The organism is Flavobacterium praedii, from assembly GCF_026810365.1.
Taxonomy (GTDB): domain Bacteria; phylum Bacteroidota; class Bacteroidia; order Flavobacteriales; family Flavobacteriaceae; genus Flavobacterium; species Flavobacterium praedii.
This window is the reverse complement of record NZ_CP113948.1, coordinates 1,993,343-2,007,806: the sequence shown is the minus strand read 5'-3', so window position 1 is coordinate 2,007,806 and position 14,464 is coordinate 1,993,343. Positions and strand designations below refer to the sequence as shown.

Below are 14,464 nucleotides of genomic sequence, written 5' to 3'. Positions count from 1 at the left end.
ACCCGATTTTTAGAATAAAAAAAAGGAAATCGAGAGATTTCCTTTTTTTTATAAAATGCATATAGATTAGATTTCAAACAATTTCCTATTCTAAGTTATTTTCGCTTTTACTAATTTGTAAAGAAACAACTACTCCGATAATAAGGGACAAAGCAATAAAACCCAATGAAGCCCATTCGGGAACTTCAATGTAATCGTGGAATATCATTTTCAAGCCCACAAAACTCAAAATAGCAATTAAGCTATACTCTAAATGACTGAATTTCTCTAGCATATTAGCTAAAAAGAAATATAAGGAACGCAATCCTAATATTGCAAAGATATTAGAACTAAATACAATAAAAGGATCAGAGGTAATGGCTAAAATAGCAGGCACACTATCTACCGCAAAAACTACGTCCATTACTTCAATTATAATTAATGCAACAAATAGAGGGGTGGCTGCATTGCCTCTTTCTGTTTTTGTAAAAAAATGTTCCTTTTCTGTATGTGTCGAGATTGGAATTATTTTTCCTAGGATCTTATATACTATAGATTTTTTTGGGTCAAATTCATCATCATCTTTTGTGAAAAGCATTTTTATGGCGGTAAATAACAAGAACGCTCCGAATATATAGGTTGCCCATGTAAATTTATTAATGATTAAAACGCCAAAATAAATCATTAATCCTCTAAAGACTATCGCTCCCAATATACCCCAAAATAAAACGCGATGTTGGTATTTTTTTGGAATTTTAAATGAAGCAAAAATTAATGCTATAACAAATATATTGTCAATACTTAAAGACAATTCTATAAGATATCCAGTTATAAACTTCATTGCAGCTACAGATGGTTTTATTTGTGTTGGATTTAAAACATAATCTGTTGAATAAAGCCAATACACTACACCTGAAAATAACATGGATAAGGTAAACCAAATTGCGGTCCATTTACTGGCTTCTTTGGAGCTTATAATATGAGGGTCTTTGTTGAATACTCCTAAATCTAAGGCTAGAAAAATTAAAATTAAAACTATAAATAAGATCCAAACTGTCATAATTGTATTTTTTATATATGTAGTGCAAATGTAGATTTGATTTTCTAAATTACTATAGAAATGAGTAAAGATTTGATAGATTTATTTGTATAAAAAAAGTGCCTTCTTATTGGAAGGCACTTTTAGTATTATTTGATTACAATTATAATGCAGAATTTACAGTTTTGATGATTCTTGCAGCAATTTTGTATGGGTCACCGTTAGATGCTGGTCTTCTGTCTTCCAACCATCCTTTCCATCCTTTTTGAACAGTCATTAATGGAATACGGATTGAACATCCTCTATCAGATACTCCGTAAGAGAAATCATGAATAGAAGCAGTTTCGTGTTTACCAGTCAAACGTTGGTCGTTGTATGCGCCATAAACTGCAATGTGTTCTGCAGTAACTGGACGGAAAGCTTCACATATTTTCTCATAAATTTCTTGAGAACCACAAGTTCTTAATACATTGTTAGAGAAGTTAGCGTGCATTCCAGAACCGTTCCAGTCAGTATCTCCTAGTGGTTTTGGGTGGTACTCAATATAGTAACCATATTTTTCAGTCAAACGGTCTAATAAATATCTAGCAACCCAGATTTCATCACCCGCTTTTTTAGCTCCTTGTGCGAATAATTGGAATTCCCATTGTCCACAAGCAACCTCTTGATTTATTCCTTCAAAGTTGATTCCTGCTGCGATACATAAATCTGCATGCTCTTCAACTAATTTTCTTCCGTGTGTGTTTTTTCCACCTACTGAACAGTAGTACATTCCTTGTGGTGCTGGGTAGCCTCCAATTGGGAATCCTAATGGCAATAAAGTTTTAGTATCCATGATGAAATATTCTTGTTCGAATCCAAACCAGAAATCTCCATCATCTTCGATAGTTGCTCTACCGTTTGAAGGGTGGGGAGTACCATCTGCATTCATAACTTCAGTCATTACTAGGTAACCATTGATACGAGTTGGATCTGGATAAATAGCAACAGGAACTAATAAACAATCAGATGAACCACCTTCTGCTTGTCTTGTAGAAGAACCGTCAAAAGACCAGTTTCCTATTTCTGCTAAAGTTCCTTGAAAATTTTCATGCTCTTCAACTTTAGTTTTGCTTCTTAAATTTTGTGTTGGTTCGTAACCATCTAACCAAAGGTATTCTAATTTTATTTTAGCCATAATATTATAAATTGTTTTTTGATTTTTTTTTCTTTTGCAAATATAAAATATTTTGTTTAGGTCTAGAAATTAGGGGGTGATTTTTATTATACTCTTTGTTATTTTTGACATTACTGCATTTTAGGTAGGGTATATTGTAAAAAAATATAATTTTAGAGGGGTTATAAAATTAAATTCATAATAGTAAATTTTTATATATTAATAAAAAGTTAAGATTTGTATTGCTAATTTATTTGAGTTGTGCTTTTTAATGGTGTTTAAATGTTATTCCGCTTTAGTTTTAGAAAACTAAGTTTGAGTTATTTCAAAGTGTCATTATTTATAAAAAGAATGAATTATATTTGTGAGGGTATTAGAAATTTGTATTAATTAAAAATTATATAATTATGTCGTCAATTCGTTTTCAAGCTTTAAAAGAAGCTTCCAATAGAAAGTTAATCGATTTTCATGAATCAGGTAGAAAATCAATTCTTTTTGGGAATAATGTTTTTAATGATAAAGCAATGAAGCATTATTTGACTTCAGATGCTTTTAAAGGAGTACAAGGTGCTGTACAACATGGCACTAAAATTGATAGAAAATTAGCAGACTATATTGCCATGGGGATGAAAGAGTGGGCTTTGTCTAAAGGTGTGACTCATTATACACATTGGTTTCAGCCACTGACCGGAACTACTGCCGAAAAACATGATGCTTTTTTTGAAACTTCTTACGATGGAAGCGATCCGCTAGAAAAATTTGGCGGAGCTCAATTGGTTCAACAAGAACCAGACGCTTCTAGTTTTCCTAATGGTGGAATAAGAAATACATTTGAAGCTCGTGGATATACAGCGTGGGACCCTACATCACCAGCTTTTATTTTTGGAACAACTTTATGTATTCCTACTATTTTTATTTCCTATACTGGAGAGGCTTTGGATAATAAGATTCCATTGTTAAGAGCTTTATCTGCAATGGATGAGGCTGCTACCGAGGTTTGTAAATATTTTGATAAAAATGTCAAAAAAGTGACAGCTACTTTAGGATGGGAACAAGAATATTTTCTTATTGATAAATCATTGGCAAATTCTCGCCCCGATATTGTAATGACAGGAAGAACTTTGTTAGGACACACTTCTGCAAAAGGGCAGCAGCTAGATGACCATTATTTTGGTTCAATTCCAACTCGGGCTTTAACTTATATGAGAGATTTGGAACAAGAATGTATGTTGTTGGGGATTCCTGTAAAAACGCGTCATAATGAAGTAGCTCCCAATCAATTTGAATTTGCCCCTATTTTTGAAGAAACAAATCTAGCCGTCGATCATAATTGTCTGTTGATGGATGTTATGCAAAAAGTGGCTGAGCGTCATGATCTAAAAGTGTTACTTCATGAAAAGCCTTTTAAAGGTGTAAATGGTTCGGGAAAACACAATAACTGGTCATTAGCAACAGATACCGGAGTTAATTTGTTAAGTCCTAGTAAGACACCAATGACTAATTTGCAGTTTTTGACATTCTTTATCAATACAATAAAAGCGGTAAATGATTATGAAGCTTTGTTGCGAGGTTCTATTGCCACAGCAAGTAATGACCACAGATTGGGAGCCAATGAAGCTCCGCCAGCAATTATTTCTGTTTTTATTGGAGAACAATTAACAAAAGTATTGGCAGAACTAGAAGGCGTGTCTACAGGGAAATTGTCTCCAGAAGAAAAGACCGATTTGAAACTAAATGTAGTAGGTAAAATTCCAGATGTTCTTTTGGACAATACCGATAGAAACAGAACTTCGCCATTCGCATTTACTGGTAATAAATTTGAGTTTAGAGCTGTTGGTTCCTCTGCCAACTGTTCGAACGCCATGACTACTTTGAATACTATCGTTGCAAAACAATTAAGAGATTTTAAAGTGGCAGTTGATGAATTGATAGAATCGAAAGACATGAAAAAAGATGATGCTATTTTCAATGTTTTAAGAGAATATATAAAAGTATCTAAGAAAATCTTATTTGAAGGAGATGGATACAGCGAAGCTTGGCAAAAGGAAGCAGCCAAAAGAGGGCTGAGCAACTTTAAAACCACTCCTGAAGCATTGAAGGCAAGAGCATCTAAACAAGCTATCGATTTGTTTAGTGAAATGGGTATTATGAATCATATTGAAGTTGAAGCGAGATATGAAATTGAATTGGAAGAATACACTAAGAAAATTCAAATTGAAGGTAGAGTTCTTGGTGATATCTCTAAAAATCATGTAATTCCAACGGCAATCAAATATCAAAATACATTGATTGAAAACGTAAAAGGATTAAAAGATATTTTTGGTTCTGAATTTGAATCTATTGCCAAAGAGCAAATTGTATTGATTAAAGAAATCTCAGGACATATAGAAGGCATCAATTCTAAAGTAGAAGAAATGACTGAAGAAAGAAAAAAAGCCAATAATATGACTGATGCTCAAGAAATGGCCGAAGCGTATTGCAATAATGTTAAACCATATTTCGAAATTATTAGAAACCATTGTGATAAACTAGAGTTATTGGTAGATAATGAATTGTGGACATTAACAAAATACCGAGAACTATTATTGACTAAATAATTTCTATTTATTATTTTAAAGAGGTGTTTTTAGAAATGCCTCTTTTTTTATTTTTGCAAACCAAATGCATTAACAAGGTAATGATTACTTTTATTTTTGATGCTTTAACCCTTCATCGGTTTAGTTTTGCACTTCATCGAAAAAGTAATAACTATCTATTAAATAGCGTATTATCTTTTCTTTTTATTCAAAACATTTTATAAATTTGTCATGTAATAATTCGATAAAAGCAATTTTATAGTTAAGATTACCATAGTGAAAAACCCAATTTCATTGTTCATAAACCTACTTGTATTATAATAAAATTACCCAATTTTTATTATATAAAAACCTACATAATAATTTGTATTAACAACCAATTAAATATATTTATTATGAAAAAAGTTATTTTAAGCATCTCCGCGATGCTCGTTTCAGTAGTAGGTTTTGCACAAGCAAACGTAAGTAATGTGAGTCAGTATGGCTTTATTAACGGAGCAGCAGTTTCTCAAGTAGGAACAATGAATGATTCTGATATATTGCAAATGGGGCTTGCAAATTTAGCATTGGTCGATCAAACTGGAGATTCAAATGAAACCGACATTAATCAAGGTGGTCTGTTTAATGCAGCTGCAGTTTTTCAAGATGGAACTTCAAATGATGCTTATGTAGGACAATTAGGATTGGCAAACTTAGCAATGATTGATCAAACTGGTACAGGCAATGATGCAGTTATAGGCCAATTAGGAGGTTTTAACTATTCTTCTATTACTCAAACTGGAAATGATAATGATGCAACTTCATTACAATTTTGGGTAGGAAACTCTTCTACAATAGTACAAGATGGTGATGGTAATTATGCTTATTCTTTGCAAGGAGATTGGTTTAATACATCAAACATCTCACAAACTGGAGAAGATAATGGAGCAGGTACTGGTCAATTTGGTACTGACAACTTTTCTGAAGTTACTCAGTGGGGAATGGATAATAATGCTTTGACACTTCAATATGGAGATTGTCATGTAAGTACTATTACTCAAGTTGGTGAAGGTAATTATGCATTGGTTTATCAATCAAACTAATTTAAAATTGTAGAAAAAAGGTAGAATTGTATAGGTTCTACCTTTTTTTGTTTTTAATAATTTTATAAAAACAGATAAAACAGGATTTTAATAAATATTTACAGTATACAATGTTTGAAGAATACTTTAAAATAATAATATATAAGGCTTGTGGTTTTTTTTAAATCATAAATAAAAACTGTTAGATAAATAAAAAGTCATGAGATTAAAATGTAAAATAATCTTATTTTTTCTTTTAGCTTTTTGTACATTTCAAATAAATGCACAAGAAGAAATTATTCGTACTTCATTAAACGAAACAAATTTGATTACAAAAGAATACTTGGATAATCAAAATAAAATATACTTAGATAAGTCTCAAAATACCAACCAATTTCTTCAAAATAATAATTTAGTTCAGATCAAACAAATTGGTAATTACAATTATGCTGATATAAGTGTCCGTACCTATAATGGGAGTGTGGATGTCAATCAATTTGGTAACAATAATTATGCATCTGTCTATAAAAATGCATATGAATTAAATGAAAATATTATTCAAACCGGTAACAATAATTTTATTAGTGATTTTTCTATGTATTCAGAAGATCCAATAAATACCACATACAATCAAGAAGGTAATAATTTGACCATTATTAGTAATGGGTCCAATTCAATTTCTAAAAACTTGCAAATCAATCAAACAGGAAATTCTGGAACGGTTTACATTTATAATAGATAAAAGATGAAACTTTTTGAAGTAAAATATTTTTTATTCGCTTTACTATTTTGCTGCCAACTTAGTTATTCTCAGGTTGTTTATAAAGAAGTTAAAGCCAAAATTGAAGTAGAAAAAATTGAAAATATTCTTTTTATACGTGGAACTGCAGAGAATTTAAAAACTGTTTATAAGAGTATATCCTATAAGTTGACCGTGTTTAAAAAAAACAAACTCAATTCAAATAGTTCGAAAAATGCTCAAGATGGGAGAGTAATTTTAGATCCGCAACAAAAAGTAACATTGTCAAAAACACAAATAAATGAAAGTAAAGACGATCAAATTATTATACTGTTGATTATCTATGATGAGAATAATGCGATTGTTGGGAAAGATAGAATTGAAATAGGAATTGATGATGAATCTAAAGTTGGAGAAACTAAGCCTAAAGATGGTTTAGAAATGATGGGTATTGTGTCCAATGATACTAAGACAAAATTAGGGAATGATTTTTATGAATTATTTTATAAAGAATACACAAAGCTAAAGCTAAATTCAAGTAAAATAGTGGCTGTTCAGGAAGAATTAACATTTGGTAGAACTACAAAAATAATGGTTTTGGTGGATGGTGAAGTTATCAATGAGTTTATTTCAAGACCTGATGAAGATTACTTGAAGTACATGGCGGAAACAGTTTCTTCTGATGTTTTTAAATATTTTAAAAATATTGAGAAACAAAATAAATTGATAATGAGGTATTGAAAAATAGTAACTCACATAAAAAAAAACTAGTATTGTTTTAATTACTTAATCAGAATATCATGAAATCATATTTATTTTTAGTTTGTATTCTAGGATTCTATTTTAATGTAAACGCTCAAGCTTTAGTGTATAAACCGATGAATCCAAATTTTGGAGGTGATACATTTAATTATCAAATGTTAATGAGTTCGGCTGAAGCTCAGAATGATTTTAAAGAAACCGCAAATTCTGGATTCAAACAGCCCACGCAATTGGAACGATTCAAAGAAAATTTAAACAATCAGTTGTTGAATAAAATTTCAAATTCTTTATTTGATGAACAGTTTGGAAGTAATGGAATTTCTGTAGGAACCTATGATTTTGGAACATTATCTGTTGATGTTTATCCTTCAAATCTAGGATTGATTGTGGATATTCTGGACATAGAAACGGGAGAACAAACACAGGTGATTGTTCCAGGTAATTGATTTTTTAATTTATGAATATTTAAGATACTGTTCTATAGCCTCATTTTTAATAGCCTTATTCATGAAACAAAAAATTATTATACTGTATTTTTATGTACTTCTTTTAACAAGTTGTGGTGCTTACTTTAATCAGCCTGTTGGAGTTCAAAAAGCTGTTTTTGGAGAAAACACTCCGGCAACAATTACTTTAAAAAATTTACCACCACCAAAAGAACAAGTAGTTGTTGGTGTCTATAAGTTTAAAGATCAAACGGGTCAATATAAACCTACAGAGATAGGAAGCACCTTTAGTACAGCAGTAACTCAAGGAGCGACTTCGATATTAATTAAAGCCCTTCAGGATTCAAATTGGTTTGTTCCTATTGAGCGAGAGAATTTGAGTAATCTCTTAAATGAGAGAAATATAATTCGGTCTACTCGTCAAGAATATGCAACAGATGCCAATACAAAAGATGCACCGTTAACCCCTCTATTATTTGCGGGAGTACTATTGGAAGGAGGAATTATATCCTATGATTCCAATATTATTACGGGGGGATATGGAGCACGATATTTTGGCGCGGGAGCTTCTACACAATACAGGCAAGATCGAGTTTCTATTTATCTTCGATTAGTATCAACATCAAACGGTAAAATTCTTAACACTGTGTATGTTTCTAAGACTATACTTTCCCAAAGTATTGATGCTAGTTTGTTTCGATATGTAAATCTCAATAGGCTTTTAGAAGTTGAAACTGGATTTACCAGAAATGAGCCTGTACAATTAGCAGTGACTGAAGCTATAGAAAAAGCGGTTGAAGGACTAGTTGTTGATGGTATAAAAGATAAAATTTGGGAAGTTAAAGCTACAAATAAAGAAGTTACAGATTTTTTAACAGCGTATGAAAAAGAAAAAGAAGCTGCAGATTTAGCATTGCTTTATGGTCGTGATCGTTATGAAAAAAGAGGTAAAGTAGGATTCGAAATTGATGGAGGTGCGGCCTATATTGATGGTGATTATGTTAATCCTGTTCCTAAACCATTAGTAAAAGCAGGTGTCAAATATTTTTTTACCCCAAACTTTAGCATTAATGGAGCTGCCAGTGTTTTTCGTGTTGGAAATAAAGACAGATTGGATGTTGGTTATGGTTCAATTGACATTAATCTAAATTTTTTAATTCTCCCTTTTGATAGTTTTAGCCCTTTTGTTTATGTAGGAACTGGTACTTTTTTTAATAGTGCTTACGAAAATATACAAGGTAAAATACAAGGGGGATTAGGTTTGGAATATTTAATTACAAATAATTTGGGTATTAATGCATATAGCGAGTTTAATATGTGTTTTTCAGACAATGTTGATTATATGAAAGCAGGTAAAAGAGACGATTATTTTTATTGTTTCGGATTAGGGTTGAGCTATTATTTACCGCAGCGATTTAGCAAAAGGATAAGCAAATAGAATTTTTAAGTAAAGTGATTGTAATTCGATTATAGTGAAGTCTATACTATTTATAAAAAGCCTACAAATGGAAAAGTTAAAAATTGGAATTTTAATATGCTTAGTTATCGTAACTTCCTGTTCTGAAGAAAAAATTTCAGATGGCGGAACTGGTACTGTAAAAGGAAGAGTAGTTGATGCTGTTACTTTTGCACCTATTGAGAATGCAAGGATTTCTTCAAATCCTTCAACAAGTACCTATTTTACAGATAAAGATGGCTATTTTACTTTTGATAAAATAGCAATTGGAAAATACACATTTGAAGCCAGAAAAGATAAATACATTGCTAAGTTTGAAGCTGCAACTGTAGAGTTGAATAAAACCAATCAAATTATATTTGAATTGAAAGTTTCTACTGCCGATAATAGGCCGCCAGATATTCCAGTTTTGACTTCGCCAACAGATTTATCAAAAAATCAAGCCATAAATCTAAAGTTAACTTGGACCGCAACCGATGTGGATAAAGATTCATTAACCTATGTAGTTACAGTTAAAAATGGAACTACAGACGAAATTAAAACGTATAAAGACTTAACAACAAGAAGTTTGGAATTGAAAGACCTGAAATACAGTACCAAATATTATTGGCAAGTAGCTTCATCTGATGCTATAAATACTCCAACTAATAGTCTCACAAGTTCTTTTACGACGTTACCTTTCCCAAATCCTAGGTTTTTATATATCAAAAAAGTAAACACTAATAATGTGATTTTTACAGCTGATGAAGCAGGTAATGAATTGCAATTGACTTCGTCTTCTGTAAATAGTTATAGACCAAGAAAAAATTTGCAAACCAATAAAATTGCATATATTAGTTCCGATGGATCTCAAAATCAAATTTATACCATGGAACTTGATGGTTCGGGTGTAAAGAAAATTACAAATACGGTTCCTATCGCAGGCTTCAATATGGAGAATATTAACTTTTGTTGGAGTACGAATGGAAGTCAGATTATTTATCCCAATTTTGATAAATTATACCGAATAAATATTGATGGTGGTGGTTTAATTGAAATGTTTAAAACACCAAATGGTAAATTTATTTCAGAATGTGATTGGAGTCAAGATGGTAAAGAAATTGTATTAAAAGTAAATGATATATCAGGTTATAATGTAGAAATTTATGTAATTAAGTGGAATGGTCAAGTTCTGTATAGTGTGTTGTCAGGGATAACAGGTGCTGTTAGTGGTTTGAATATGTCTTTTAATATGCAGAAAATTGTGTACACAAGAGACGTTTCGGGTAATGAAAATTCAATCTATAGAAGATTCGATTCAAGGATATTTATCTACGATAAAGCTACAAATACATCAACGGAATTAAACAGCAGTAAAGCAAATGGATATAATGATTTGGATGTGAAGTTTTCACCAAATGAAGCCGAAGTCATTTTTACAAACACATCGAATGACGGAATATCCATAAAAAATATTTTGAAAACATCAACTTCCAGTAGTGGGAATACAAGTAACAGTAGAACGACACTTTTTACAGGAGGATCTATGCCAGAATGGAAGTAAATATAGTTTAAATTATTAGAATATAAAGGTTGGAATACGTTTGAGTTTTTCTTGTGCAGTCAAGAATAATTTAGACGTATTTCTTTTTTGGTTAGTAATAGAGCTAAATTTGAATTTTATTTTGGCTAATTATTTTTCAATTAATTTTATTGTAAATTTGAGTAAAATATCCTCAAATTATGAAGTTTTTTATCACTTTGTTCGTTTGCTTTTCAGTATCATGTGTCATGGCACAAGAACAAGTTTCGTATTTTTTTGAAAGTAATAAGTTTGTATTGCAAAAAGAAGAATTATCAAAATTAAACAAATGGTTGACTGTTAATAAAGAGATTAAAGTAATAGGTGTATATGGTTTTTGTGATGAAGAAGGATCCGTTGGGTACAATGATACTTTGGCCAGAAAACGAATCGATTACGTTTTTGGTATCATAAAAAACAGAGTAAAAATAAGAGAGGATTTCAAGACAATTAACTTTGGGGAGCAACATACTTCATCTGCTATTAAAGCTGAAAATAGAAAAGTTACACTTTACTTCATTCAGCCAAAAGATTTTGTAAATGAAGAAAAAATAATTGCAAAAAAGAAAGAAGTTGTAGTTGAAAAGATAAGACCTAAAGTTAAATTCTCAGATGTTTATGTTTTCGAAAACCCAGATGGTTCAACGTTGAATATTAAAATAGATACCGTCTTTATGAAAAAAGTAAGCCTAGCCAATGTTGGGGAGAAGCTGAAATTAGAAAGCATGAATTTTTTTGTCGATACTTTTGCCATAATGCCTCAATCCAGGTCAGTTATGTTTGAACTTCTGACCGTAATGAAAAGTTGTCCCGATTTAAAAATTCAAATACAAGGCCATATTTGTTGTGTGCAAAAAGATATTAGGGATTTAAGTACTCAAAGAGCCAAAGCGATTTATAAGTTTTTAGAATTCAACGGAATTGATAAAAGTAGGATGACATTTATAGGTTTTGGAAGCTCAAAACCATTGTTTCCTTTGCCCGAAAAAACGGAAGAAGAACGGGAAGCAAATCGTCGTGTAGAGATTGAAATTGTTGCCAATTAGCAGATTATTAAAGATTACAGATTGCTAATCTTAGCCTTTTTGAAATTTACCATTGCTATTTCCATTGCAATTGCTATTGAAATTTCAATTGATATTGCCGTTTTTATTGCCATTGAAATTGATTCCTTTTATAATTGTTTAATTGTCACATTAAAATTATCTTTGTCCCACAACTACACAACATAAAAATGAGTTCAGATACTTCAAAAAGATATGCACAACGCGGTGTTTCGGCATCCAAAGAAGATGTACACAATGCCATCAAAAATATAGACAAAGGATTATTTCCTCAAGCATTTTGTAAAATTGTTCCTGATTATTTAACGCAGGATGAAAATTATTGCTTGATTATGCATGCCGATGGCGCTGGTACCAAATCCTCTTTAGCATATATGTATTGGAAAGAAACTGGAGATATTTCGGTTTGGAAAGGCATTGCTCAAGATGCTTTAATTATGAATATTGATGACTTATTGTGTGTAGGAGCAACTGATAATATTTTGCTTTCCTCGACTATTGGAAGAAATAAAAACGTTATTCCCGGTGAAGTTCTATCAGCAATTATCAACGGAACCGAAGAATTGATCCAAGAGTTGAATTCTTTTGGCGTTACCATTCATTCCACAGGTGGTGAAACTGCCGATGTGGGCGACTTGGTCAGAACGATCATCGTAGATTCTACCGTAACAGCTAGAATGAAACGTTCCAAAGTAATTGATAATGCAAATATAAAAGCAGGGGATGTTATCGTAGGATTGGCTTCTTTTGGTCAGGCAACTTACGAAAAAGGATATAACGGCGGAATGGGAAGTAACGGATTAACTTCTGCTCGTCATGACGTTTTTTCAAAATATTTAGCAACCAAATATCCAGAAAGTTTTGATGCAGCCGTTCCAGAGGAATTAATTTATTCAGGCCAAGTAAAATTGACCGATGCTGTTGAAAATTCACCTATAGATGCAGGCCAATTAGTGCTTTCTCCAACCAGGACTTATGCACCAATAATCAAGAAAATTTTAGATAAATATACGTCCAAAGATATTCACGGAATGGTACATTGCAGTGGTGGTGCTCAAACCAAAATTTTGCATTTTGTACAAAATCTGCATATCATAAAAGATAATTTATTTCCAGTTCCGCCTTTGTTTCAATTGATACAAGAACAGTCCAAAACTGATTGGAAAGAAATGTATCAAGTTTTCAACTGTGGTCATCGTATGGAAATTTATGTACCGGAATCCATTGCTCAGGACATTATTGCTCTCTCAAAATCATTCAATGTAGAGGCACAAATAGTAGGTAGGGTAGAAGCTTGTGATTCAAAAAAACTTACAATTACAAGTGAATACGGTACTTTTGAGTATTAAAAAATATTAAATCGCTTAGTTGTTAAATCGTTTAAAGGTTTAACTGTATTATAGATTAAACGATTTAAACTTTTAAACCATTAAACTTTTTTAAAATGTACGAATTACTGTTTTGGAAATACTTAGAAGAAGTGTACTTAAACCATCATGAAGTGTATGAAGCCATCGATGAGCAACTAGAAGTTGAAGGTCTGGAAATACTTCCAATTGAGGTAATTCTTAATAGATTCAATACCGTTTTTTCAAAATGGGAAAAAGTAGATGACAATAGTTGGAAAAACACCAACGGAAAAGGCGCTTTTCAAATAAAAACAACACCACAAAGCATCAAAATAGATTGTTACGGGACCGAAGGAAAAACCATGAATCTTCTTGTAGATACCATGGCCGAATTCAAATGCCCGCTATATGACCCTCAAGTTCCCGAGCGTTATGATGAAATGAGTGAATAATATTTTCAGGAGCTTATCCAGCTATCCATTACAAGTCCGCGTATAAAACACTATTTTTCTATGTCATAAAAGGAGCTTCCTTTGGTCGCTCTTTTATAACAAGAAAAATTAGTGTTTTATACTGTGGGCTTTCCATTTTTATCTGGGCTATGGCATCAGTGAACAATAGCAAAAAAGGCTGTGATTTGTCTTTGTTTTTATACATTAGCCCAAAAAAGAATAATGACAACTTCTCCTTTCATTCAAGATACTATACTCGAAGACGAAATGGTTTTGCTTCGTCCACTTCAAATAACGGATGTCAATAATCTTCTGGATATTTCACTTCATGAGCCCGAAACTTGGGAATACTCTTTAGTTCGCGCCAATGGGAAAGAAAATTTAGAAAACTATATTCAGTTAGCCATAAAAAATAAAGAGAATCAAACCGAATTCCCTTTTATTGTTTTCGATAAAAATTCGCAAAAATATGCTGGAAGTACTCGGTTTTATGATATTAATTTGGAATTCAAAACCCTGCAGTTGGGATATACTTGGTACGGAAAAGACTTTAGGGGAACTGGTCTTAATAAACATTGCAAATTCCTATTGTTACAATTTGCATTTGAAACCCTTGGAATGGAGCGCGTAGAGTTTCGTGCCGATAACAACAATCAGCGAAGTATTGCGGCAATGAAAAGTATTGGCTGCAAAATCGAAGGAGTTCTTCGAAGTCACATGCCAACGCTAGATAGTGATATTCGTAGAGATAGTATTGTATTGAGTATCCTCAAAAAAGAATGGTTTGATGAGGTAAAAGAAAATTTAAAACGAAAGTTATAGCA

14 protein-coding genes are annotated in these 14,464 nt (G+C 31.8%); 12 read left to right on the top strand and 2 right to left on the bottom strand.

What is annotated here, in order from left to right:
- Positions 1–85: 85 nt before the first annotated feature.
- Both OYT91_RS08520 and OYT91_RS08515 read right to left on the bottom strand, forming a co-directional pair.
- The gene (locus tag OYT91_RS08520; protein ID WP_269222161.1) at positions 86–1,039 is read right to left on the bottom strand and encodes a TerC family protein; all 954 of its coding nucleotides are present in this window, start codon (positions 1,037–1,039) and stop codon (positions 86–88) included.
- 142 nt (positions 1,040–1,181) lie between these two features.
- The gene (locus OYT91_RS08515; protein WP_077377029.1) at positions 1,182–2,195 is read right to left on the bottom strand and encodes a glutamine synthetase beta-grasp domain-containing protein; all 1,014 of its coding nucleotides are present in this window, start codon (positions 2,193–2,195) and stop codon (positions 1,182–1,184) included.
- A gap of 386 nt (positions 2,196–2,581) precedes the next feature.
- On the opposite strand from OYT91_RS08515, the gene OYT91_RS08510 reads away from it, so the two are divergent.
- The 12 genes from OYT91_RS08510 to OYT91_RS08455 all read left to right on the top strand — a co-directional run bounded on the left by OYT91_RS08510 (position 2,582) and on the right by OYT91_RS08455 (position 14,462).
- Positions 2,582–4,771: a glutamine synthetase III family protein gene (locus tag OYT91_RS08510; RefSeq protein WP_281240306.1), complete on the top strand. Its 2,190-nt coding sequence runs from the start codon at positions 2,582–2,584 to the stop codon at positions 4,769–4,771.
- 374 nt (positions 4,772–5,145) lie between these two features.
- Positions 5,146–5,832 (top strand): hypothetical protein, encoded by a 687-nt coding sequence (locus tag OYT91_RS08505; protein WP_269222163.1) that lies wholly within the window; start codon positions 5,146–5,148, stop codon positions 5,830–5,832.
- Positions 5,833–6,031: 199 nt separating this feature from the next.
- The gene (locus OYT91_RS08500) at positions 6,032–6,553 is read left to right on the top strand and encodes a hypothetical protein (protein WP_269222164.1); all 522 of its coding nucleotides are present in this window, start codon (positions 6,032–6,034) and stop codon (positions 6,551–6,553) included.
- Positions 6,554–6,556: 3 nt separating this feature from the next.
- Positions 6,557–7,291, top strand: coding sequence for a CsgE family curli-type amyloid fiber assembly protein (locus tag OYT91_RS08495; RefSeq protein WP_281240305.1), 735 nt, complete (start codon positions 6,557–6,559; stop codon positions 7,289–7,291).
- Between the two features lie 59 nt (positions 7,292–7,350).
- Entirely contained in the window at positions 7,351–7,758 is a 408-nt protein-coding gene (locus tag OYT91_RS08490; protein ID WP_281240304.1) for a curli production assembly/transport component CsgF, read from the top strand.
- A gap of 61 nt (positions 7,759–7,819) precedes the next feature.
- Positions 7,820–9,196, top strand: a complete 1,377-nt coding sequence (locus OYT91_RS08485) for a CsgG/HfaB family protein (RefSeq protein WP_281240303.1) — start codon at positions 7,820–7,822, stop codon at positions 9,194–9,196.
- A 67-nt stretch (positions 9,197–9,263) separates the two neighbouring features.
- Positions 9,264–10,757, top strand: a complete 1,494-nt coding sequence (locus OYT91_RS08480; protein ID WP_281240302.1) for a carboxypeptidase regulatory-like domain-containing protein — start codon at positions 9,264–9,266, stop codon at positions 10,755–10,757.
- Between the two features lie 179 nt (positions 10,758–10,936).
- A complete protein-coding gene (locus tag OYT91_RS08475; protein ID WP_281240301.1) occupies positions 10,937–11,821 on the top strand; it encodes an OmpA family protein in 885 nt (294 codons plus the stop codon).
- A gap of 39 nt (positions 11,822–11,860) precedes the next feature.
- The gene (locus tag OYT91_RS08470) at positions 11,861–12,007 is read left to right on the top strand and encodes a hypothetical protein (RefSeq protein WP_281240300.1); all 147 of its coding nucleotides are present in this window, start codon (positions 11,861–11,863) and stop codon (positions 12,005–12,007) included.
- 2 nt (positions 12,008–12,009) lie between these two features.
- A complete protein-coding gene (locus OYT91_RS08465; protein WP_281240299.1) occupies positions 12,010–13,188 on the top strand; it encodes an AIR synthase related protein in 1,179 nt (392 codons plus the stop codon).
- 95 nt (positions 13,189–13,283) lie between these two features.
- A complete protein-coding gene (locus OYT91_RS08460; protein WP_281240298.1) occupies positions 13,284–13,640 on the top strand; it encodes a hypothetical protein in 357 nt (118 codons plus the stop codon).
- A 222-nt stretch (positions 13,641–13,862) separates the two neighbouring features.
- Complete coding sequence (locus OYT91_RS08455; protein ID WP_281240297.1) at positions 13,863–14,462, top strand: GNAT family N-acetyltransferase; 600 nt, start codon at positions 13,863–13,865, stop codon at positions 14,460–14,462.
- Positions 14,463–14,464: the final 2 nt, after the last annotated feature.

Bases quoted from the DNA above. Each gene is read 5' to 3' on its own strand.
- OYT91_RS08520 (WP_269222161.1), bottom strand. From the start codon at position 1,039: ATGACAGTTTGGATCTTATTTATAGTTTTAATTTTAATTTTTCTAGCC.
- OYT91_RS08515 (WP_077377029.1), bottom strand. From the start codon at position 2,195: ATGGCTAAAATAAAATTAGAATACCTTTGGTTAGATGGTTACGAACCA.
- OYT91_RS08510 (WP_281240306.1), top strand. From the start codon at position 2,582: ATGTCGTCAATTCGTTTTCAAGCTTTAAAAGAAGCTTCCAATAGAAAG.
- OYT91_RS08505 (WP_269222163.1), top strand. From the start codon at position 5,146: ATGAAAAAAGTTATTTTAAGCATCTCCGCGATGCTCGTTTCAGTAGTA.
- OYT91_RS08500 (WP_269222164.1), top strand. From the start codon at position 6,032: ATGAGATTAAAATGTAAAATAATCTTATTTTTTCTTTTAGCTTTTTGT.
- OYT91_RS08495 (WP_281240305.1), top strand. From the start codon at position 6,557: ATGAAACTTTTTGAAGTAAAATATTTTTTATTCGCTTTACTATTTTGC.
- OYT91_RS08490 (WP_281240304.1), top strand. From the start codon at position 7,351: ATGAAATCATATTTATTTTTAGTTTGTATTCTAGGATTCTATTTTAAT.
- OYT91_RS08485 (WP_281240303.1), top strand. From the start codon at position 7,820: ATGAAACAAAAAATTATTATACTGTATTTTTATGTACTTCTTTTAACA.
- OYT91_RS08480 (WP_281240302.1), top strand. From the start codon at position 9,264: ATGGAAAAGTTAAAAATTGGAATTTTAATATGCTTAGTTATCGTAACT.
- OYT91_RS08475 (WP_281240301.1), top strand. From the start codon at position 10,937: ATGAAGTTTTTTATCACTTTGTTCGTTTGCTTTTCAGTATCATGTGTC.
- OYT91_RS08465 (WP_281240299.1), top strand. From the start codon at position 12,010: ATGAGTTCAGATACTTCAAAAAGATATGCACAACGCGGTGTTTCGGCA.
- OYT91_RS08460 (WP_281240298.1), top strand. From the start codon at position 13,284: ATGTACGAATTACTGTTTTGGAAATACTTAGAAGAAGTGTACTTAAAC.
- OYT91_RS08455 (WP_281240297.1), top strand. From the start codon at position 13,863: ATGACAACTTCTCCTTTCATTCAAGATACTATACTCGAAGACGAAATG.